Genomic DNA, 21543 nt, shown 5'->3' on the forward strand with positions numbered 1-21543 from the left:
AAATCCCCTGTTGTTTAAGCAACAGGGGATTTCTTTTTATGGGGGTGGGGCCGATTAGTCTTTGAGTACAAACTTGAGGATCGCTTCGGCTACACCGTCTTCCTCATTGCTTAATGTGATATAATCGGCTGCCTTTTTTACGGGTTCTTGCGCATTGGCCATGGCAATTCCCATGCCGGCAAAACGGATCATCGAAAGATCGTTGTATCCGTCGCCGATAGCAATGAGTTCCTCACGACTTAGGCCTAATTCTTTGATGAGGACATCGAGCGACATGGCTTTGTCTATTCCTTGTGGAACGAGTTCTAAGAAATAGGGTTCCGAGCGGAAGACATTAATTCGTCCTTGTAACTCAATACAGAGTTCCGATTCGACTTGAATCAATAGATCCGGATCGCCCACGATGAGGCATTTAGGTAATGGGAGCGTGATCTCTTCGAGGAAGGCCGAAGCTTTACGAACGGCCATCTTATTGAGAAAGGCTTCTTTAAGCACATACTCGTCCTCCGGGTATTCCGTGACGATTTCTGCTTCGTCGTAGGATAAGAGAGGTAGTTTGTATTTACTTGCACACTCATAAAGGTGGGGAATCACCTCATTGGGCAGCACGTTTTCATACATCATCTTTTTGGTCTTCCAATCAATGATTTCGCCACCGTTGTATGATAATATATAACCGCCAAACTCGGCCATACGAAGTTGTTCGGCCAAAGGGACAATGCCATAGGTGGGGCGTCCGGAAGCTAACACCAAGCGTACGCCTTGTTCTTGAGCGCGGATCAGCGTTTCTAAATTGCGTGGAGTGATCTCCTTTTTACTATTGGTTAGTGTACCGTCTAAATCGAGTACAATCAATTTATAATCCATGGGGTAATGAGCTAGGTATTAAAAAATAAAGGCGCAAAGGTAAGATAATATTGCCATTCTACAAAGTCCCCTCGATCATGAACCTTGTGGACTGTTTTTTATGACTTTTAGGATCCCTTAGGCTTAAAATCTCTTGTTGCTTTCTGAAAATATCTATTTTTGCAGGATGAATACAGAAAAGAGGCAGGTTTTGTTGGGTATGAGCGGTGGAACCGACAGCTCGGTGGCGGCGATGTTGTTGCAGGATCAAGGCTATGACGTGATTGGGGTGACGTTCCGCTTTTATGAATTGAACGACAGTCGCGACTATCTGAACGATGCGGCGGAGTTGGCTGAGCGTTTAGGTATCCGCCACTTGGTGTACGATGCGCGTGACCAATTCGAGGCGTATATCGTTCGATATTTTGTGGCGGAGTATTTTGCCGGTCGCACGCCGGTCCCTTGCATCTTATGCAATAACTATCTTAAATGGCCGTTGTTGGCAAAGATTGCCGATGAGATGGGCATTACCTATATCTCTACAGGACATTATGTCCGGAAGATTCTTATTGGAGAAACTTATTATTTGACACCAGGGCTCGATCGAGATAAAGATCAAAGCTTCTTCCTATGGGGCTTGTCGCAAGATCTTTTGCGACGGATGGTTTTGCCGATGGGCGACATCATTAAAACGGAGGCACGTGCCTTGGCTTTAGAGCGTGGGTATGCTAAGGTGGCTAAAAAGAAAGATAGCCTAGGAGTATGTTTCTGTCCGATGGATTATCGAACGTTCTTGAAGAATGATCACAATCCGCCACCATTACTCTCCGATAAGCGTGGACGGTTTGTTGATGAGGAGGGACGGTTCATCGCTTGGCACGAGGGCTATCCGTATTATACCATTGGTCAGCGACGCGGGTTGGGCATTCACCTAAACAAAGCTGTGTTCGTCAAAGAGATTCATCCGGAGACGAATGAGATCGTGTTATCCGACCTACGTGGCTTGGAGAAACGAGGCTTTTTTTTGAAAGAATGGAATGTGGTCGATGAGTCTCTGTTGTTCGGTCATGATGAAGTGATCGTTAAGATTCGCTATCGGAAACAAGCTAATCGTTGTCGGGTGTCCCGTACTTCGTCCGGACAACTGTTTGTTGATCTTCTGGAACCGCTTACGGCGATTGCTCTTGGGCAAGCCGCTGCGTTTTATCATGGGGAGTTGTTGATTGGTGGTGGAATTATTGAGGCGGTGTTGTAGTCTCGTTCCTTGATCAGTCGCTAACTAAGACTAAGCTGCTCGTTTGCGATCGCTAACCTATTTTCTTGCGATGTGTTATTCGTTTGCCTATAGGCAAACTTTCGTTCGCCTAGGGGAATTCTTTCGTTCGCCTATAGGCAAACGAATAACGCGTTGCAAGTCCGCCGATTCGTTTTTACAAAGGAAATGCTTGCGAATGGGTTCACAACAGGCTTGGGTTGAAGAAAAAAAGGCATGATTCATCTTCTGATGTGATCATGCCTTATGATTGGGTTTCGAACGTTTCCGGTTGTGGGAGTGGCGAGGCTCTTATTGAGCATTCAATGCCAGCATATCTTCGATGTATTCACGGGTGTTCGATAGTCTTGGTATTTTATGTTGTCCACCGAGTTTGCCTTTCTGAGCCAACCAATCGTGGAATAAACTTTTGCGTGCCACGATAACCTCCAACGGTTGTAGGGCAATATCTTTCCAACGCTTAGCCTCATAGTCGGAGTTAACTTCTTTCAAGGTGGCGTCGAGAATGGCAGCAAACTGTTCCAGTGAATCGGGCTGTTTGGCAAACTCGATCAACCATTGGTGGCGACATTTGGCATTCGCATCCATGAAGACCGGTGCGGCGGAATACTCTAAAACTTGTGCGCCGGTAGCCTGACAAGCCTTTGCTAACCCTTTTTCTGCATTATCAACGATGAGCTCTTCGCCAAAAGCGTTGATGAAATGTTTGGTGCGACCGGTGATGATGAATTTATAAGGATCTTTTTGAGTGAACTTCACGGTGTCACCAATCATATAACGCCACAATCCACAAGTTGTGGAGATGACGAGGGCGTAGTTTTTATTGACCTCCACCTCTTCGAGGCAATAAACCGTTGGGTTCTCTTTGCCAACTTCCTCTAAAGGAATAAATTCATAAAATACTCCATAGTCGATCATCAAGAGCATGGCCGGATCGGTCAGATCGTTCTGTGTCCCGAAATAACCTTCCGATGCATTGTAAGTCTCCATGTAGTGCATCTTCGGTGAGTGGATCACCTGCTTGTATTGCTCACGATAGGGCGTAAAAGCAACTCCACCGTGGAAAAAAACTTCTAGGTTGGGCCAAACTTCTTCTAAGCTTTGTTTGCCGGTTTGTTCGAGAATTCGTTTGATGAGAACGAGCATCCATGAGGGTACACCCGATAGATTAGTGACATTCTTAGGAATGGTGCTGTTGGCTATGGCTTCAATCTTGCTTTCCCATTCGTCCATTAAAGCGATGCGCTTTTCCGGTACGCGGATATAGTTGACCAGCGGATGGACGTTTTGGATAAGAATGGCCGATAGGTCGCCAACCAAACTGTGATTGGAGTTGAGGTTGGGGCTATGGCTACCTCCCAGGATGAGGCCTTTGCCTGAGAACATCCGACTATCGGGGTTGATATTGAAATAGAGAGTAACCGCATCTTTTCCTCCCTTATAATGAATGTCTTGTAAGGCTTCACGGCTGACTGGCAAGAATTTGCTCTTGTCGTTTGTTGTGCCTGAAGATTTGGCAAACCAACGAATTTCCGATGGCCAAATGAGATTCTGTTCACCTTGGCGTAAACGCTCGACATAGGGCTTGACTTCTTCATACGTTTGTATGGGAAGTCGCGAACGGAAGTCATTGTAGTTCCGAATGGTTTTGTAATCGTATTTCTTTCCCCATTCTGTGTGTTCGGCGGTATGAACCAAATGCATCAAAACTCGGTTTTGAATCTCACCGGCTTGTGTGGCATAAAGTTCTATTTCCCTCAGACGCGGGGTAAAAGCTTTGCTGATAATTTTTGTTATATTCATTTTTTTGTTCTAAGCCATGATGTTTAGTCTTGCAAAAGTAACCTTATTTATTTTTTTTTCTATCTTTACCAGAGAAATAAACGTTAAAATAGACTCTTAAGGAGTCAAAATAACACATTTCTGTCTAATAATTACTACAATGAGAATTGGAATACTAACTTCTGGAGGAGATTGCCCGGGAATCAATGCAACGATTCGTGGCGTGTGTAAAACGGCAATTAACCATTATGGGATGGAGGTCGTGGGGATACACAGCGGCTTTCAAGGACTACTAACAAAAGATGTCGAGATTTTTACAGATAAATCGTTGTCGGGCTTATTGAATCTAGGGGGAACGATGCTTGGGACTTCCCGTGAGAAACCCTTTAAAAAAGGAGGCGGACTCATCTCAGGAGTGGATAAGCCAACGTTGATTCAGAATAATATCAAGGAACTGGGATTGGATTGTGTGGTTTGTATTGGTGGAAACGGAACGCAGAAGACGGCTGCTAAGTTTGCCGCAATGGGTGTTAACATTATTTCTATACCTAAGACCATCGACAACGATATTTGGGGTACGGATGTCTCTTTTGGATTTGATTCGGCGGTTAATATTGCAACGGATGCCATCGATCGTCTACATTCTACGGCAAGTTCGCATAAACGGGTGATGGTCATTGAAGTGATGGGACATAAGGCCGGATGGATTGCTCTTTATTCAGGCATGGCAGGCGGTGGAGATGTGATCTTGGTTCCTGAGATTCCTTATCAGATTAAGAATATTGGTGAAACGATTATGAATCGTTTGAAGAAAGGTAAGCCTTATTCTATTGTGGTGGTTGCCGAAGGCATATCGACTGAAGGTAAGAAGCGAGCCGGTGAATTTATTGCTCAAGAGATTGAATACGAAACAGGGATCGAAACGCGTGAGACGGTCTTAGGCTATATTCAGCGTGGTGGATCTCCAACACCCTATGATCGTAATCTGGCGACTCGAATGGGTGGTCATGCTACTGAGTTGATTGCTAATGGCGTATTTGGCCATATGGTAGCGTTAAAGGGCGCTGATATATTGTCCATACCGCTGGATGAAGTAGCCGGTAAATTAAAATTGGTTACTGATGATCATGATTTAGTGGTGCAAGGGCGACGTATGGGTATTTGTTTTGGTTAAGATAGAGTTTACTCAAGAGACTTGAGTAGATTTTCGATCACGATGGGGTAATATTGGTATTCTAATTGATGCACTTTCTGAGCGAGACTGTCTGGGGTCTCATTGGGTTCGACTGGAATGGAGGATTGAAAAATAATATCTCCTTCGTCATATTTCTCATTAATATAATGAATGGTAATGCCGGTTTTTGTTTCGTTGTGTTGCAGAACAGCCTCATGAACACGGCTACCGTACATCCCTTTTCCCCCAAACTTCGGCAAAAGGGCTGGGTGAATATTTATAATTTTATTAGGATAAATATGCAAAATTGATTCCGGGACACGAATGAGGAATCCGGCAAGAACGATGAAATCGATTTTGTGTTTCTTTAAAAGATTTAAGATCTGATTTCCTCTCTGCCATTCTTCCTTTGAAAAAGCTAAAGCTGTAACATTTAGATGGGTTGATCGAGTCAAAACCGGTGCCTCTGATTTGTTCGAAACCACTAATTCAATCTTAATATCAGGGTGATTTTCGAAAAAACGAATTATATTCTCGGTATTTGTACCTGAGCCGGAAGCAAAAATAGCGATGTTTTTCCTCATATAATCGGAGTTTAGTGCACAGATTTCTAAAAAATGTGCAAAAAGTTGCATTTATTTAATCAAATATTTGCTCAAAACGATAAATATTCATTCCTTTGCAGCGCAAAATTAAAGAAATAAAACTAATTATTAATTAAAAACTTAAAGTTATGTCTGAAATTGCATCTAGAGTGAAAGCGATTATCGTTGATAAATTAGGCGTAGAAGAATCAGAAGTTACTAATGAGGCAAGCTTCACTAATGATCTCGGAGCAGATTCTCTTGACACAGTAGAACTTATCATGGAATTTGAGAAAGAATTCAATATCTCTATCCCTGATGACCAAGCTGAAAAGATTGGTACTGTAGGTGACGCTGTATCTTATATCGAAGAACACACTAAGTAATCCGATTTCATAGATATGAAATTAAAAAGAGTAGTAGTAACAGGCCTTGGTGCAATTACCCCCGTTGGTAATAGTATTCCTGAATTTTGGGAAAACTTGACTAATGGAGTAAGTGGGGCAGGGCCTATTACTCATTTTGATGCGTCGTTATTCAAGACACAATTCGCATGTGAAGTTAAAAACTTCGATGTGACAAAGTATATTGATCGCAAGGAAGCTCGTAAGATGGACTTGTATACACACTATGCAGTCGCTGTAGCTAAAGAAGCGGTCGATGACTCTGGTCTTGATATTGAAAAAGAAGATTTGAACAGAATCGGTGTCATTTTTGGTGCCGGTATCGGTGGTATACATACATTTGAGGAAGAAGTTGAGAATTATGCATTGCGTAAAGAAAACGGTCCGAAGTTTAATCCGTTCTTCATTCCTAAGATGATCTCGGATATTGCAGCAGGACAGATTTCTATTATGTATGGTTTTCACGGACCAAACTATTCGACTTGTTCGGCATGCGCAACATCAACAAATGCTATTGCTGATGCTTTTAACTTGATTCGTTTAGGTAAAGCTAATGCTATCGTATCCGGAGGATCGGAAGCAGCTATTTTCCCTGCAGGTGTAGGTGGCTTTAATGCTATGCATGCCTTGTCAACCCGTAATGATGATCCTACTCGTGCTTCTCGCCCGTTTAGCGCTAGTCGTGACGGTTTTGTAATGGGTGAAGGTGGCGGTTGCTTGGTTCTTGAGGAACTAGAGCATGCCAAAGCACGTGGTGCAAAAATCTATGCTGAGCTTGTCGGTGTCGGCATGTCGGCTGATGCTCATCACTTAACGGCTTCTCATCCGGAAGGTCTTGGGGCTAAGTTGGTGATGTTTAATGCCTTGGAAGATGCAGAAATGGATCCTAAGGAGATTGACTACATCAACGTACACGGTACATCTACTCCGGTTGGAGATATCTCGGAAGCTAAGGCTATTAAAGAGGTATTTGGTGCACATGCTTACGATTTGAACATTAGTTCAACTAAGTCTATGACAGGACACTTATTAGGTGCTGCCGGTGCTGTGGAAGCTATCGCATGTATTCTTGCCATTAAAAATGGCATTGTACCTCCTACAATCAATCATGAAGAAGGGGACAATGACGAGAATGTAGATTATGACTTGAACTTTACATTTAACAAAGCTCAAAAACGTGATATTAACGTGGCTTTGTCAAATACGTTTGGTTTTGGTGGTCATAATGCTTGTGTAATATTCAAGAAATACGCTGAGTAATATCGTGTTACGCAAAAAAATAGAAAAGATAAGGCTCTTGTTTGTTAAAAACAAAGAGTCTTATCTTTGTTTTTATCGTATTCTGGGGTTTTATCCTCGAAATATAAATCTTTATCAGCAGGCGCTTTTACATAAATCTTCATCTATTCGATCGGAAGAAGGACGACAGCTCAATAACGAACGTTTGGAGTTTTTGGGTGATGCGATCTTGGATGCCATTGTCGGAGATATCGTTTATAATCGTTTCCCTGGTAAGAGAGAGGGTTTCTTAACCAATACTCGATCGAAAATCGTTCAGCGTGAAACATTGAATAAGTTGGCTGTGGAGATTGGACTAGATAAGCTGATTAAGTTTTCTTCGAGATCGTCTTCTCACAACAGTTATATGTATGGCAATGCGTTTGAAGCTTTCGTCGGAGCGATTTATCTCGATCAGGGGTATGATCGGTGTAAACAGTTTGTCGATCAGAAGATTATTAGCCCCTACATTGACTTGGATAAGATTTCTCGTAAGGAGGTTAACTTTAAATCGAAACTGATTGAGTGGAGCCAGAAGAATAAGATGGAGGTGTCGTTTGAGCTGATTGAACAGTTTTCTGATGGAGAGGGAAATCCTGTTTTCCAAACCGAAATCTTGATTCAAAAGCAGTCTGCGGGTACTGGCACTGGTTATTCTAAGAAAGAGTCACAGCAGAATGCTGCAAAGATGGCCATTCATAAGATTAAGGAAGTTGATTTCGTTAAACTGCTAAACGAGATTAAAGATCAAGAGAATGAAAAAACCTCTACTTCAAGTGAGATAGAGGTGATTATTCCAGAATCAGAATAGATCAAGAGCTATTCTGATTTTGTTTTTATGTTTTCATCCAAACCTATAAAGCGTATTATTGCATTTTATTTCCAAGGAAGGAACTTGTTTGGATTTACTTCCTTCAATTTTGGAGTGATGTTATTCAGATCATTTCCATTTAAAATCTGCTCATATTTTTTTAGATATTCTCTAGCCATTACTGCCGAATTGAAATTCTCCAGAGCATATTCATGTGCAATCTTTGGATCGTATGATGTTGACTGGATGTGCTCGACTAACTCTTGAGCCGAATTTGAGAGGAAGCCAACTTCAGGTGTGACTAGTTCAGGCAATGATCCATATGGGGTTCCAAAGACGGGAGCACCAAAGTATAAACTTTCAGTGATGGCTAATCCGAAAGGTTCATGCCAGCGAATTGGGAAAATAAGTCCTTTGGATCGGTTGAGTAGTCTTAATTTTTTTTCTCCTCCAACCATACCTTTGAATCGTATCTTCGGTGATAAGGTTAATCGAAATCCCATTTTGATATTTAGTCGTGTCCCTCCTAATACATACAGTTTTTCATTGCGAAGTTGCTTGGCAACTTGGATGGCGCCTTGAACGTTTTTAACTCGCCATGCTGCTTTTCCGAGGAAATGATAGTATTCTCGTTTGCAATTTAAATCACACTTTCCATAATCATCCCAATCTAAACCATTGTGTACGTAAGAATTGCTGTTATATCTCTCGGCGTGGTTTTTTGAAACAAAAACCGTATTGCGGTCAAAAACAAAATCTTGTTTCCTATTCCCGTGCTCTGTTACGATATAGGGTTGCTTAATGCTAGAATCAGCAGGTGCATTAAAATGGACAAGATCTGTGTTTTGAGGAATCTGGTTGGAAAGAGGTTGTGTTGGGTCTCGATAGATTACTTTTGCAAACGGGCAATGCGACCCTTTGTGTACGAGGAAAGTCACTTTATGTCCTAGTTTTACGAGTTCGTGTCCTAGGTACCATATCACACGTTCTGTCCCTCCATATAAGGTTGCAGGTACGATTCCGTTGTAAACGATGAGGATATTCATGATTTGTTTTTTTTACAAAAATACGTAAAATATAATGTAAAGCGGGAAACCGAGAACTTATTTTTCTATGATTAGATGATAAGCATTCTCTTCTCTTCTTAATGGATAATTCCCTCTGAAAAATTCGAACTGTTCAGGGTGTTCTTTAAGTCTTTGACTATCGTTTGTGGGATTGTATATTTGAAGTAGAGCCTCCTCTCTGCTTTTCGCGGAAATGATAGAGGACTCCGGTTCTGGGGGGGCTATATTATAATTTTCATTGATGTTGAAAAAACGGCATAAGGCATCTAATGACATTCTGGTTGCATTGGCTTTTCCGTCAGCTGAATAACCGGCGATGTGCGGGGTGCCGATGAACACTTTCTCTAATAATGGAAGATTGAGGTTTGGCTCATTCTCCCAGACATCGATTATGGCATCTGCGATCTCTCCTTTTTCTAAGGCTTCTAATAAGGCTTCAGTTTCTAGAACCTCTCCTCGGGAGGTGTTGATAATGATCGGTCGACGTTTTAGAGAGGAAAAGAAGGTTTGGTTGCCTAGATGCAGAGTTTTGTATGCTCCACTTTGATTCAACGGAACGTGGAAGGTGATAATATCGCTTTCTTGTGCTAATTGTTCCAATGAATAGAATCCTTTTATATTTTCGTTTTTTTCTCTCGGAGGATCATTTAATAGGACACGCATTCCTAAATTTCGAGCGACATCAGCTACTTTTTTCCCAACGTTTCCAACGCCAACAATCCCAATAGTCAGTGCGTTTAGGTTGAACTCCTTTTGAACTTTTAGCAAGAGTAATGAGGATTCAATATATTGGGCTACAGAGTTGGCATTACATCCAGGGGCATTCGTCCATGTTATTCCTGCTTTGTGGCAATAATCGGTGTCGATATGGTCATAGCCGATCGTTGCAGTAGCTATAAATTTCACAGAACTGCCTTCAAGTAATTCTTGATTGCAAAGCGTTCGTGTTCGTACAATAAGTGCATCGGCGTCTTTTATCAAGCTCTTATTAAAATCCTTTCCGGAAACAAAAAGAACTTCTGGAGTTATTTTTTCTATGATTCCTTTTAAATACGGGATTTTATCGTCAACGATAATTTTCATAAACAGTCTGTTTTTAGTCTAGCAAAGATACAAAATAAAAAAAGAAGAAAAGATTGGCTGTATGGAAAATATTGTCTAGTTTTGTCTATTAGTATATTTATAAGCTGATAAAAATTATGACATTTAGTGATATCTCTAACCAGATCTTTTGGCAATCAACCAACGATTATCACATTAAAGACAATGTAGATGCGCCAATAAATAACCCTTACGAGTTAAAGACCATCGAATATTATTTATATTTGAAGAATTGGATTGACGCTGTTCAATGGCACTTTGAAGATATTATTCGCGATCCACACATCGATCCTAATGAGGCTTTAGTCTTGAAGAGAAGGATTGATAAATCAAATCAAGATCGAACGGATTTAGTAGAACTAATTGATAGCTATTTCTTAGATAAATATAAAGATGTTACTGCCGCAACTGATGCGACAATCAATACAGAGAGCCCTGCATGGGCAATCGATCGTCTCTCTATTCTTGCATTGAAGATTTACCATATGCAAAAAGAAGTAGAGCGTAAAGATACGACCGAAGAGCATTTATCGCAATGCCAGACTAAGCTAAGTATCTTGTTGGAACAAAAGAAGGACTTGTCAGCTGCAATTGACCAATTGTTAGGTGATATTGAATCGGGCAAGAAATACATGAAAGTCTATAAACAGATGAAGATGTATAACGACCCTGCATTGAATCCGGTTCTTTATGCAAAAAAATAATTGATGGCTCGTATTCTTGTTATTCGTTTTTCTGCTTTGGGGGATGTGGCCATGACTATTCCTGTGATTTATTCACTGGCCGAACAATACCCTGAGCATGAAATTACTGTATTGAGTCGTACCTCTTTCAAATCTCTTTTCTGTGAATTACCTCAAAATGTGCGATTTCGAGGAGTTGATTTTTTACAAAATTATAAGGGACTTGGAGGACTTAACAGGCTTTTTAAGGAATTACGTCATGAACACTTTGATTATGTTGCAGATTTGCATGATGTGCTTCGTTCGAAATATTTGTCGTGGCGTTTTAGGCTTATTGGGAAATCGGTGGCTGTCATCTGTAAAGGGCGTTCCGGCAAGCATAAACTCGTTAGGCAAAAACATAAAGTTTTGGAGAACCAAAAAAGTTCTTTCCGACGTTATGTCGATGTGTTTGAAGCACTTGGTTTGCCTGTCTTAATCAATTTCTCTTCGATCTATGCTGAAGAAAAAGGTGACCTTTCTCAAGTCGATTTTTTATCGGAGGTGAAAGGGGGAAATAAATGGGTTGGTATGGCTCCCTTTGCCAAGCATCAGGGAAAAATCTATCCGTTAGAACTACAAGAACGTGTCGTTGCGCATCTGGCATCCAAGCCTGGTGTTAAGGTTTTCTTGTTTGGCGGTGGATCGAGAGAGAAAGCAATTCTTGATGGATGGGTGATTAAATATCCCACATTGATCTCGACTGTGGGGAAACTCAACATGCAAACCGAACTTGCATTGATTAGTCATCTTGACTTAATGGTCTCAATGGATTCTGCCAATATGCATCTGGCTTCATTGGTTAATGTGCCAGTCGTTTCTATTTGGGGAGCTACTCATCCTTATGCCGGCTTTATGGGCTGGAAACAGCTTCCGGTGAATGCGGTTCAACTCGACATGTCTTGTCGTCCATGTTCGGTTTATGGGCAAAAACCATGTTTGAGAGGGGATTATGCTTGTATGAGAAACATAACTCCAGAACAGGTGATCACTAAAATAGAAGGTATTATTGACTAAGCCTTATTGCGATGAAGAATTCTATATTATATCGATTACATAGCGGAAAGAATCCTAAGTTTATTTATTATGCTAAGGGCTTTTTAAATTTAATGATTCCTAAGTCTCTGTTTAGAATACGTCTGCAAGCTGTTTTGAAAAGCGTTATTTTAAGAAAAGACAAGGAATATATTAAGACTCGTGTGGATTATTATAATAAGCTTTCGGAAGTTAAGGCTTTGCCTGATCAAGCGAAATCTCTTGATCAACATAAACTTGGTAGACAGAAAGTCTATTTTTTTGATACCTATGAGTTTACTCGTTGGTTTTCGAAAGATTATAAATGGGGGTTTTGTCCGGGAGATGTAACTTATGTTCCTTCTTATCCTTCAGTGGTCAAAAGTCGTCCGTTGATAGCTGATAATAAGAATTCGATAATCTTGAAACTTGATAAAGTTCGCCATTTTATTTTCGTGAAAGATAAAATGTCCTTCGAACAGAAAAAGAATAAAGTTATTTTTAGAGGAAAGGTTAAAGGAAAACCTTCTAGAAAGTTATTTATGGAGATGTATTTTAATCATCCCATGTGTGATTTAGGAGATGTGAGTAAGCATACGGTTGATCCTCAAGAATGGCAAACTGAGAAAAAAACTATTCGTGAGCATTTAGACTATAAATTTATTATGGCTTTAGAAGGTAACGATGTTGCTAGTAATTTGAAGTGGGTGATGTCGTCGAATTCTATTGCAGTGATGCCTAAACCAACTTGTGAAACGTGGTTTATGGAGGGTACCTTGATACCCAACTATCATTATATAGAAATTAAACCGGATTTTTCAGATTTAGAAGAACGGTTGAACTATTACATCGCTCACCCTAAAGAAGCGTTAGAGATCATCGGACATGCTCATGAATATGTAGAGCAGTTTAAAAATAATAAGCGAGAGCGGTTAATAGCCCTACTTGTATTGGATAAGTATTTTAAAATGACGAGGCAAGCAATGAAAGCCTCTTTAAATAATATTGACTTAAATTCAGAGGGGCTAACAACCAATGACATTAATGATTAACCCTAAATATGAGTATCTGAGGGAATACATCTCTCGATTACCTGAGACTTTTGAACAAGAAGGCAGAGTGATTTATCGAGGACGTAATCTTATAAAAGTGCTGAAAATTGGAGACTTAGAGATCAATGTTAAGCGCTATGGAGTTCCACTCTTAGTGAATAAAATTGTTTACGCTTTTTTCCGGCTATCGAAAGGTAAGCGAGCGTTTCATTATCCTGAGATGTTATTGGCGAAAGGATTTGAAACCCCTTGTCCAATAGCTTATCTTGAGCAAAAGCGTTGGGGATTAATTCAACATTCTTTTTTTGTTAGTATACAATCGCCTTATCAGCGTAAGTTCTATGAATTTGGTAATGCAGATGTAGAATCTTGTCGCGATGTGGTGGTTGCTTTTGCTAAATATACTGCTCGGTTACATGAAGCAGGCATTTTGCATCGTGATTATTCTCCGGGGAATATCCTTTTTGATGAGATTGACGGCGAGTATCATTTTTCACTTGTCGATATTAATCGGATGTATTTTGGACCGGTAAGTATCAAGCGTGGGTGCGCAAATTTTGCTCGTTTATGGGGACAAAAGGCTTTTTTTGAGTTATTAGCTCGAGAATATGCCTCAGCACGAGGCGCTGATGCTGAGTATTGCCGCAGACAAATTTTGTTTCATCGTAAAAAGTTTTGGCGTAAATTTAGATTAAAACATCCTATAAAATATAAACTAGAGTTATAAGATTATGCGAATAGTTTTATTTTGTGAGAACAAATACGCTATCGACATCTTGTACCCTATTTATCAAGAAGCGATGCGTCAGGGAGTGCATCAAGTACTTTGGTATATTCATGCTCCTAAAATCCAGCAGTTTCCATTGGGTGATGAGGTGAACTATACTACTATAATGCAGGAGGTTTATGACTTTTCGCCGGAAGTTAACTTCGTACCTGGTAATATTATTCCCTATTATTTGCCGGGAGTTAAAGTTCAAGTCTTTCATGGCTATGCCGCTGAAAAGAAAGATCATTGGGTGATTCGTCGGTATTTTGATACTTATTTTACACAAGGCCCTTATTTTACTCAGCATTTTAAAACACTAGCTCAGAAATATAAGGACTTTGAGGTGGTTGAAACAGGCTGGCCTAAGCAAGATTGGATTAAATTACATTGGAATGACTTTGATCAAGAGAAACAAAGACTTCTCGAAAGTCATGAAAAAAGACAAATAGTGTTGTATGCACCGACCTTTTCACCTTCTTTAACGTCTATTCCTGCATTAAAAAAGGAATTGGTGGATTTAGTAAGAAAAAAGTCTATAGTTTTGTTGTTGAAATTTCATCCTCTGACAAAAATAGAATGGATCGAGGAGTATAAAGAACTCGCCCAGAAAGAGAAAGATGTCATTTGGGTGGATGATTTTAATGTAACGAAATATCAGCTGATGGCCGATGTTATGATTAGCGATACTTCCTCTACTGTTTATGAGTTTCTACTGCTTAATCGCCCAGTAATTACTTATCGTTCTATTGCCAAAGACATCTATTGGACGAACATAACAGAAAAATCACAGTTGGAGGAGGCGTTTGAGGAAGCTCAGAATGATGAAGCAGCTATAAACAAAAGACGTTGGATCGTCGACAATTATGATCCTTATCTCGATGGGCAAGTTTGCCGTCGGATGTTGGATGCTGTCAGCGATTATATTGCGCGTCATGGAGTGCCTGAAAGGAGGAAACTCAATTTATGGCGTCAGTATACAAGTATTAAACGATTTGGAAAAATAAAAAGAAGATGATGAAATCATACGTGTTTCCGGGAAATATAGAAGAAGAAATTCTCCAGATCGGTGCGCAACAGATACCTTATATGCGTACGTCGCAATTCTCGGCTTTAGTTAAAGCCTCTGAACAAATGTTTTTAGATTTGATCGGTTGCTCTAATGGGCGAATGCTGTTTTATACAGCTTCGGGCACTGGAGCGATGGATGCTGTAGTGTCTAACTTTGTGACGACACATGGCAAAGCTTTTATCATTGCCGGAGGTTCTTTTGGACGTCGTTGGTATGAGCTGTGTACTTATTACGGTTGTGAGAGTGATGTTTTTGAAGTTCCTTTTGCTTGTGATATCGATTATTTGGCTTTAGAAGAGGCTTTGGATGTTTCTCGACCAAGTGTCCTTTTGTGCCAACAACATGAAACTTCTACAGGGCAATTATTTGATCTCGAAAAGATTGGGCACATGTGCCGGGTTCGAAATATCTTCTTGATCGTTGATGCTATTAGTTCTTTTCTTTCGGATCCGTTGGACATGGATGCGATGGGGATAGATATTTGTCTGACTAGTAGTCAGAAAGGGCTTAATATTCCTCCGGGACTTTCATTTGTGGTGCTTGCGGAACGAATTCTGGAGGAGAAGTTTAATCATCGGTCGTACTATTTTGATTTTGTGGAGAACCTCAAAAACTTAGAGCGAGGACAAACACCTTATAGCCCGGCAACAACTCTTTTCTTGCAGTTACATGCTCGGCTCCAGATGCTTATTGATAAAGGCACTGACCAAGTGATTAGGGAAGTTCAAGAAAAAGCCTTGTATTTTAGATCATTATGTGTTAAGTGTCATTGGGATATTCCGGCGGAAGTCCCTTCTAACTGTATCACCGGTTTCTTTGTGCATCGAAACGCGGATCTGCTTTTTACAGAATTAATGAAGCGAGATATCTATATTATGCCTGGTGGAACGCCTCATTATTTTAGAGTCTCGCATTTAGGCATTCAGACTCAGGCTGATTTAGATGAGTTAGCAGAGGCTATTTACGAAATAGAACATCGTTGAAAACTTTAGATTACTAGTCATATGGAGAAAAAAGTAAAAGTATTTACATCCGGTAGTTTTGATTTATTTCACGTTGGACATCTTAATATCCTAGAGAAATCGGCTGCATTGGGTGATGAATTGATCGTTGGTGTCAGTACAGATGAACTGATTGCAGAATACAAAGGAATGAAACCGATTATACCTTTTGATCAACGCTTCCGTATTATTTCGTCATTGAAATGTGTCACTAAAGCAGTGAAACAAGTTAAACTGACGGAGATAGCCCAGCTCAAAGCAGAACAGATTGATATTGTGACTATTGGAGATGACTGGATTGATAAATATCTTGAGGGACTCGAGTGGATGAAGCAGCAAGAAGGTAAGCAAGTTATCTATTTCCCTTATACTCCGGGCATTAGCACGACGACTATTAAGAAGGATATTATCTCTTGCACGAATCAGATTGTAGAAGCTGCTTTACAAAGAGAAGCAGAACAAGATTTTAATTGGAAAGAAGATGCCAAATGACGACTTGCTATTGAACTAACCTTTTCTAGATTATTTTAAAAATAAATGTTTGTCTCATTACTTATATCGACCTATAATTGGGAGAATGCTTTGGCTGTATGCCTTAAGAGCGTGTTTGCCCAAACTGTTAAGCCTGACGAGATCGTTATTGCTGATGATGGATCACGAGAGGATACGCGTCTTTTAATTGAAAATATTCAACGGGAGACGACCATTCCGATCATTCATGTGTGGCATGAAGACAAAGGGTTCAGAAAAACGTCGATTTTGAATAAGGCTTTGTTGCAGGTTAATTATCCTTATATTATTCAAATAGATGGAGATGTTGTTTTAGAAAAGCATTTTATCGCAGATCATCTAGAGTTGGCTGAACCAGGTTGTTTTGTTTGCGGAAGTCGGGTCTTATTGGAGGCCAAACTTTCTCGAAGATTATTGAGAAGCCTTCAGAATCAACCGCTTTTCTTTAAACAAAGTATTCCTTTTATGCTTAATGGCTTTCGTTCAAAGATGTTGAGACATTTCTTAGCAAAACGTTATGGAAAATGTAATTTGAAACGTATCAGGGGGTGTAATATGGCTTTCTGGAAAGATGATTTGTTGAAGGTAAACGGATATAATGAATCTTTAGAAATGTGGGGTCAAGAGGATGTTGAATTTGGTTGTCGATTAATACATGCCGGGGTTCTGAAAAAACAATTAAAGATGGGAGGAGTTGAGTTTCATCTTTATCACAAGTTAGCATCGCGTGCAAACTTAAGCTACCATGAGCGTTTATTGGAAGAAGTTATTGCTAATAAAACTGTCTGGTGCGAAAATGGAATAAAAAAGAGTAAGTTGTAATTGATTTTAATATGAACAAAGAAATTTTAATAACAATCATAACTCCTGTTTATAATGTTGAAAAATACTTAAAGAACTGCATTGAATCAATCCTAGCTCAGACATTTCAGCGATGGGAACTTTTATTAATTAATGATGGCTCTACAGATTTTTCTGCACAGATTTGTGATGAGTATAGTCAGAAGGATCGGCGAATAAGAGTTATTCATAAACAAAATACTGGGCAAGCGGATAGCCGAAATATTGCTTTAACTTTAGCCAGAGGTAATTATATAGGTTTTGTGGATGGTGATGATTGGATTGATCCGGACATGTATGAAACACTTTATCAAGCCCTGATTACTAATAATGCCGATATTTCTATTTGTGGATATTATACGGTTACTTTATCTAAAACGAGACCTTCAACTCTTGTAAATGATGTCCTAGTTTATAGCCGCATAGAGGCACTTCGATTAATTTTAGAGGATCGTGAGATAAAAAGTTATCCAGCCAATAAACTATTTAAGAAATCACTTCTTGTTGAACCTTTTCCTGTTTCGTTTTATTATGAAGATTATGCTATTCTGTTCAAATGGTTTAACAGAGCAGAAAAGATCGTGAATGTGCGTACCGCAAAGTATTATTATCGACAGCGGGCATCTGGGACTTGTCAGGATGCCAATCCGCTAAAAGAATATCACTTCTTTTTAGCAGAATTGGAGCGGTATAAATTTGCGGTATCTCATCCTGATCTGGTAAAAGAGAGAAAAGAAATTAGGTTACGCTTTATTCGCTTGTCAATGATACAGGTTAAGAAGATTGCACTTCTGAGTACTTCTTATTTAGAATTTGAGAGATGGAGAATAAGGATGATTGATTATGTAAAGATGGTTGATGTTGTAGTAAAGCACAGATGGCTAAACAAAGCTTTGAGGAGGAAGTTTAAATTTGAAAAAACGCCGCATAGTCTTTATGTGGAGCTCCGTTTGAAAAAGAAGTTAGAGTTTTGGAAAAAGAATAAGAAAAAAGATTTTTTTAGTTGATTCAACAGCTTATGAGTAAGGGAAAAAGAGCAAGATTAATAGCTTTTTATTTACCTCAATTTCATCCAATACCAGAAAATGATAAATGGTGGAGTAAGGGGTTTACAGAGTGGACTAATGTAGGTAAGGCTAAAGTTTTATTTCCAGGGCATTATCAGCCTAAAGTACCTGCAGACTTAGGGTATTATGATTTAAGAGTTCCTGAGACACGAAAAGCTCAAGCTGATTTGGCTCAAGCTTATGGGATTGAAGGATTTTGCTATTGGCATTATTGGTTTGGGAATGGCAAGAGACTTTTAGAACGTCCTTTTGAAGAAGTTTTAAAATCTGGTGAGCCTGATTTCCCCTTCTGTTTAGCCTGGGCTAATGAATCATGGCGTGGTTTTGATCATGGTGTAAAAATGAAAACAGCATTAATTGAGCAGTTGTACCCAGGTATTGATGATTATGCGGAACATTTTAATGCGGTTTTGCCAGCGTTTAGGGACTCTCGTTATATGCTAATTGATGGCAAACCTATTTTTGTTATTTATCATCCACTTGAACATCCTGAAATTAAAAAATTTATACTATTGTGGCAGGAGTTAGCTATAGAGAATGGATTAAAAGGAATTCATTTTATAGCACAATCATTTAATGTGGTAAAGGAAGAAACGAGACTTATGGCTTGTGGGTTTGAATCCATTAATGTGGTACGGTTATTTGACTATCAAAAAAAGGCGAAAGCATTATATTTTTGGGTGAAATGGAAGCATCGTCTTTTCCATATACCTAAGGTGATCTCTTATAAATCTATCCGTCCTTACTTAGTTGGACGCGAAGACTCTAAACCATCTATAATTCCTACTATTTTTCCGAACTGGGATCATTCGCCACGTTCTGGGTATAAAGCTCTGGTTTTGCACCGATCAACTCCAAAGAATTTTGATAAGCACATGGGAGATGTAATGGAATGTCTTAAAGATAAACCAGAACAGCGCCGTATTGCTTTTATTAAATCATGGAATGAGTGGGCTGAGGGAAACTATTTGGAACCTGATAGAAAATATGGCCTAAAATATCTGGAAGTTATAAAAAAATGGATAACTAAGCCTTTATGAAAGTAGTTTTTATTTCTCACGATGCGGACCTGATAGGTGGTGCTCAGTGGTGTCTGTTGGATCTTTTGAAAGGATTGAGGGAAAAACGATCTGAATTAGAAATTTATGTTGTATTCCCTAAAGAAGGAGGGTTAATAGACGCCTGCCTTCCCTATATTAATGGTCATAAAATCATTAAGCAGCCTTTTTGGCTTTCATTCTCTACAAAGAAAAAGTCAAAAATTGCATTATGCAGAAAAATTATAAAAGCATCATTTCTGAATTTTTGTTACTTTAAGAGAATTAAACCGGACTATGTGGTAACAAACACACTGGCAATTCCTTCTGGTGCACTAGGTGCGAAATTGGGTGGATATAAGCACGTTTGGTTTGTTCATGAAGTGCCTTCTGATACCGAACATATGAGTTTTGTTTTTGGGGAGAAATCCGTGATGCTATTGGTTGATAGGTTGTCTGTTAAGCTGGTCGTACCATCTGACTATGCTAAGTTTTATTACAATAATAAATGTTCCATATTGCTATATAAGATCGTTCGTATATGGCAGGCTGTTGAAATAGAAGGTCAATCGAATAATATTTGCAGGCAAGATTATCGTTATACTTTAGCTATGATAGGAAGTTTTGACCCCAACAAGGGACAATTAGAATTATTAGAGGCAATCAAAGAATTATGTGTTAAAGGGTTAGACCTTCATTGTTATTTAGTAGGTTCTGATGATGGATCATATTCTCAATTAGTCTCTGAATATGTTGAGTCTCATTGTTTGAAACAGCATGTAACCATTATCCCTTATACCATGACTCCTTTAAATTACTTTTATTTGTCGGATGTTGCGTTGGTTTGTTCTAAGTCAGAATCTTTTGGACGCGTGACGGTCGAAGCTTTAAAATGCGGTATTCCGGTTATTGCTTCTAATGTTGGTGCAAACCCGGAGTTAATCCAAGATGGTTATAATGGGTTCCTATATAAAAAGGGGGATTACAAAGATTTAGCCCAGAAAATAGAACTGTTAAATGATTTTGCTTTGCGAGAAAAGTTTAATAAAAATTTCAAATTGTCTATTCATGAGCGTTTTGTTAGAAAACAGTTTGCCTCTGATTTTCTATCTTTTGTTTTATCGTAGATATAAATCGTTTTATTATATAAATTTGTTAAGATGTCACAGAAAGAGCCTTTGGTTTCAATAATTATTCCAGCTTATAACAGCCAAGAGACTTTGGCAGATTGTTTGTCAAGTGTAATCAAACAAACTTATTGTAACCTTGAAATCATATTAATCAATGATGGTAGTAAGGATGACACATTAAGGATCGCGAGTGATTTTGTTCAGAAAGATTCTCGCATCTTGATTATTAACAAAAAACAGAATGAAGGTCTTGTATTAGCTCGAAAAACAGGAATTGAACAGGCACATGGGAAATATATACAATATTTGGATGCAGATGATACTTTGCGTGAAGAGGCTATAGCTCATTTAGTGGGAAAAGCAGAAGAAACACAAGCCGACATGGTTGTTGCACCTTTCCTATTTGTGATTGAAGGAAAACCGGAGAAATCGTTGAAATTGGATTTTAGTGAGATGACAGGTGTGTCGTATCTAAAAGCTATTTTGAATTTACAAGCTCATTGGTGTGTTTGGTCAAAGTTTCATTTGCATTCGTTATATAATCAGCCTATTGATAGACCTAATGCGTCATTTGGAGAGGATGTTATTTTATCTACTCAGCTACTCTTAAGATCTAATAAGATTGTTCCTATTGATTATGAAATAATTCGATATAATTTTACTCCACGGTCTATGTCTCATCCAAAGATGTTTGATGAATCAAAATATGCTGATTTTAATACTTATGTAGATTGGTTTATTTCGTTCATAATTAAACAAAAGCTTGATTCTTCTTTAAACAAGGAATTAGCTTTATTTCATTTGAAAAACACTATGCTTCGAATGCATTGGAAAAAGTTCTCAGATTTTCAAGTAGAAATAAAAGAAGTGCTTCGGACGTTAAAGTTATATCCTGATCTAATTTTAATGATTTCCAAACGTGAGCGAAAAATAGTAAAAGTATATCAGTATTCTTTTTGGCTAGGTTTTTTAAATTTGAAACGCTACAACTTACAAGGTAAAATTTAATTAA

22 protein-coding genes are annotated in these 21543 nt (G+C 39.1%); 17 read left to right on the forward strand and 5 right to left on the reverse strand.

Annotated features, from left to right (window positions below; genetic code table 11):
- Positions 1–54: 54 nt before the first annotated feature.
- Positions 55–867: a Cof-type HAD-IIB family hydrolase gene (locus AC4PG5_RS10875; RefSeq protein WP_492028909.1), complete on the reverse strand. Its 813-nt coding sequence runs from the start codon at positions 865–867 to the stop codon at positions 55–57.
- Positions 868–1033: 166 nt separating this feature from the next.
- Between AC4PG5_RS10875 and mnmA the strand changes: the two genes are divergently transcribed.
- Positions 1034–2101 carry a tRNA 2-thiouridine(34) synthase MnmA gene (gene mnmA, locus AC4PG5_RS10880; protein ID WP_492028910.1) on the forward strand — a complete coding sequence of 356 codons (1068 nt, stop codon included), beginning with the start codon at positions 1034–1036 and terminating at the stop codon, positions 2099–2101.
- Positions 2102–2410: 309 nt separating this feature from the next.
- Here mnmA and AC4PG5_RS10885 read toward each other — a convergent pair whose 3' ends face one another.
- Positions 2411–3922, reverse strand: a complete 1512-nt coding sequence (locus AC4PG5_RS10885; protein ID WP_492028911.1) for a GH3 auxin-responsive promoter family protein — start codon at positions 3920–3922, stop codon at positions 2411–2413.
- Between the two features lie 139 nt (positions 3923–4061).
- Here AC4PG5_RS10885 and AC4PG5_RS10890 point away from each other — a divergent pair, with 139 nt between their 5' ends.
- The gene (locus AC4PG5_RS10890; protein WP_492028912.1) at positions 4062–5075 is read left to right on the forward strand and encodes an ATP-dependent 6-phosphofructokinase; all 1014 of its coding nucleotides are present in this window, start codon (positions 4062–4064) and stop codon (positions 5073–5075) included.
- Positions 5076–5083: 8 nt separating this feature from the next.
- Here AC4PG5_RS10890 and purN read toward each other — a convergent pair whose 3' ends face one another.
- Positions 5084–5710 carry a phosphoribosylglycinamide formyltransferase gene (gene purN, locus AC4PG5_RS10895; protein WP_492028913.1) on the reverse strand — a complete coding sequence of 209 codons (627 nt, stop codon included), beginning with the start codon at positions 5708–5710 and terminating at the stop codon, positions 5084–5086.
- 98 nt (positions 5711–5808) lie between these two features.
- On the opposite strand from purN, the gene AC4PG5_RS10900 reads away from it, so the two are divergent.
- From AC4PG5_RS10900 to rnc, 3 genes are read left to right on the forward strand one after another with little or no spacing between them, the layout of a single operon-like run.
- Complete coding sequence (locus tag AC4PG5_RS10900) at positions 5809–6045, forward strand: acyl carrier protein (protein ID WP_492028914.1); 237 nt, start codon at positions 5809–5811, stop codon at positions 6043–6045.
- 15 nt (positions 6046–6060) lie between these two features.
- Positions 6061–7323 (forward strand): beta-ketoacyl-ACP synthase II, encoded by a 1263-nt coding sequence (fabF, locus tag AC4PG5_RS10905; protein ID WP_492028915.1) that lies wholly within the window; start codon positions 6061–6063, stop codon positions 7321–7323.
- A 4-nt stretch (positions 7324–7327) separates the two neighbouring features.
- Positions 7328–8152, forward strand: a complete 825-nt coding sequence (gene rnc / locus AC4PG5_RS10910; protein ID WP_492028916.1) for a ribonuclease III — start codon at positions 7328–7330, stop codon at positions 8150–8152.
- A gap of 65 nt (positions 8153–8217) precedes the next feature.
- Here rnc and AC4PG5_RS10915 read toward each other — a convergent pair whose 3' ends face one another.
- Complete coding sequence (locus AC4PG5_RS10915; protein ID WP_492028917.1) at positions 8218–9198, reverse strand: glycosyltransferase; 981 nt, start codon at positions 9196–9198, stop codon at positions 8218–8220.
- A gap of 57 nt (positions 9199–9255) precedes the next feature.
- Positions 9256–10302 carry a 4-phosphoerythronate dehydrogenase PdxB gene (pdxB, locus tag AC4PG5_RS10920; RefSeq protein WP_492028918.1) on the reverse strand — a complete coding sequence of 349 codons (1047 nt, stop codon included), beginning with the start codon at positions 10300–10302 and terminating at the stop codon, positions 9256–9258.
- A 116-nt stretch (positions 10303–10418) separates the two neighbouring features.
- On the opposite strand from pdxB, the gene AC4PG5_RS10925 reads away from it, so the two are divergent.
- The 12 genes from AC4PG5_RS10925 to AC4PG5_RS10980 are packed head-to-tail and all read left to right on the forward strand — an operon-like array spanning position 10419 to position 21539.
- Positions 10419–11024 (forward strand): DUF4254 domain-containing protein, encoded by a 606-nt coding sequence (locus AC4PG5_RS10925; RefSeq protein ID WP_492028919.1) that lies wholly within the window; start codon positions 10419–10421, stop codon positions 11022–11024.
- A 3-nt stretch (positions 11025–11027) separates the two neighbouring features.
- Complete coding sequence (locus AC4PG5_RS10930) at positions 11028–12059, forward strand: glycosyltransferase family 9 protein (protein WP_492028920.1); 1032 nt, start codon at positions 11028–11030, stop codon at positions 12057–12059.
- A gap of 11 nt (positions 12060–12070) precedes the next feature.
- Positions 12071–13108 carry a glycosyl transferase family 90 gene (locus tag AC4PG5_RS10935; RefSeq protein WP_492028921.1) on the forward strand — a complete coding sequence of 346 codons (1038 nt, stop codon included), beginning with the start codon at positions 12071–12073 and terminating at the stop codon, positions 13106–13108.
- Entirely contained in the window at positions 13092–13835 is a 744-nt protein-coding gene (locus AC4PG5_RS10940) for a lipopolysaccharide kinase InaA family protein (protein WP_492028922.1), read from the forward strand. The genes AC4PG5_RS10935 and AC4PG5_RS10940 overlap by 17 nt, the downstream gene beginning before the upstream one ends.
- Positions 13836–13839: 4 nt before the next feature.
- Complete coding sequence (locus AC4PG5_RS10945; RefSeq protein WP_492028923.1) at positions 13840–14892, forward strand: CDP-glycerol glycerophosphotransferase family protein; 1053 nt, start codon at positions 13840–13842, stop codon at positions 14890–14892.
- Positions 14889–15929: a pyridoxal-phosphate-dependent aminotransferase family protein gene (locus tag AC4PG5_RS10950; RefSeq protein ID WP_492028924.1), complete on the forward strand. Its 1041-nt coding sequence runs from the start codon at positions 14889–14891 to the stop codon at positions 15927–15929. Before AC4PG5_RS10945 ends, AC4PG5_RS10950 begins: the two co-directional genes overlap by 4 nt.
- A 21-nt stretch (positions 15930–15950) precedes the next feature.
- Positions 15951–16439 (forward strand): FAD synthase family protein, encoded by a 489-nt coding sequence (locus AC4PG5_RS10955; RefSeq protein WP_492028925.1) that lies wholly within the window; start codon positions 15951–15953, stop codon positions 16437–16439.
- Between the two features lie 45 nt (positions 16440–16484).
- Positions 16485–17279 (forward strand): glycosyltransferase family 2 protein, encoded by a 795-nt coding sequence (locus tag AC4PG5_RS10960; RefSeq protein WP_492028926.1) that lies wholly within the window; start codon positions 16485–16487, stop codon positions 17277–17279.
- A gap of 11 nt (positions 17280–17290) precedes the next feature.
- Positions 17291–18304 carry a glycosyltransferase family 2 protein gene (locus AC4PG5_RS10965; RefSeq protein WP_492028927.1) on the forward strand — a complete coding sequence of 338 codons (1014 nt, stop codon included), beginning with the start codon at positions 17291–17293 and terminating at the stop codon, positions 18302–18304.
- An 11-nt stretch (positions 18305–18315) separates the two neighbouring features.
- Positions 18316–19404, forward strand: coding sequence for a glycosyltransferase WbsX family protein (locus AC4PG5_RS10970; RefSeq protein WP_492028928.1), 1089 nt, complete (start codon positions 18316–18318; stop codon positions 19402–19404).
- Positions 19401–20528, forward strand: coding sequence for a glycosyltransferase family 4 protein (locus AC4PG5_RS10975; RefSeq protein WP_492028929.1), 1128 nt, complete (start codon positions 19401–19403; stop codon positions 20526–20528). The genes AC4PG5_RS10970 and AC4PG5_RS10975 overlap by 4 nt, the downstream gene beginning before the upstream one ends.
- A gap of 33 nt (positions 20529–20561) precedes the next feature.
- Positions 20562–21539 (forward strand): glycosyltransferase family 2 protein, encoded by a 978-nt coding sequence (locus AC4PG5_RS10980; RefSeq protein WP_492028930.1) that lies wholly within the window; start codon positions 20562–20564, stop codon positions 21537–21539.
- The last annotated feature ends 4 nt before the right edge of the window (positions 21540–21543 follow it).

The sequence above is a fragment of the Bacteroides sp. QWL-09 genome (assembly GCF_058683585.1).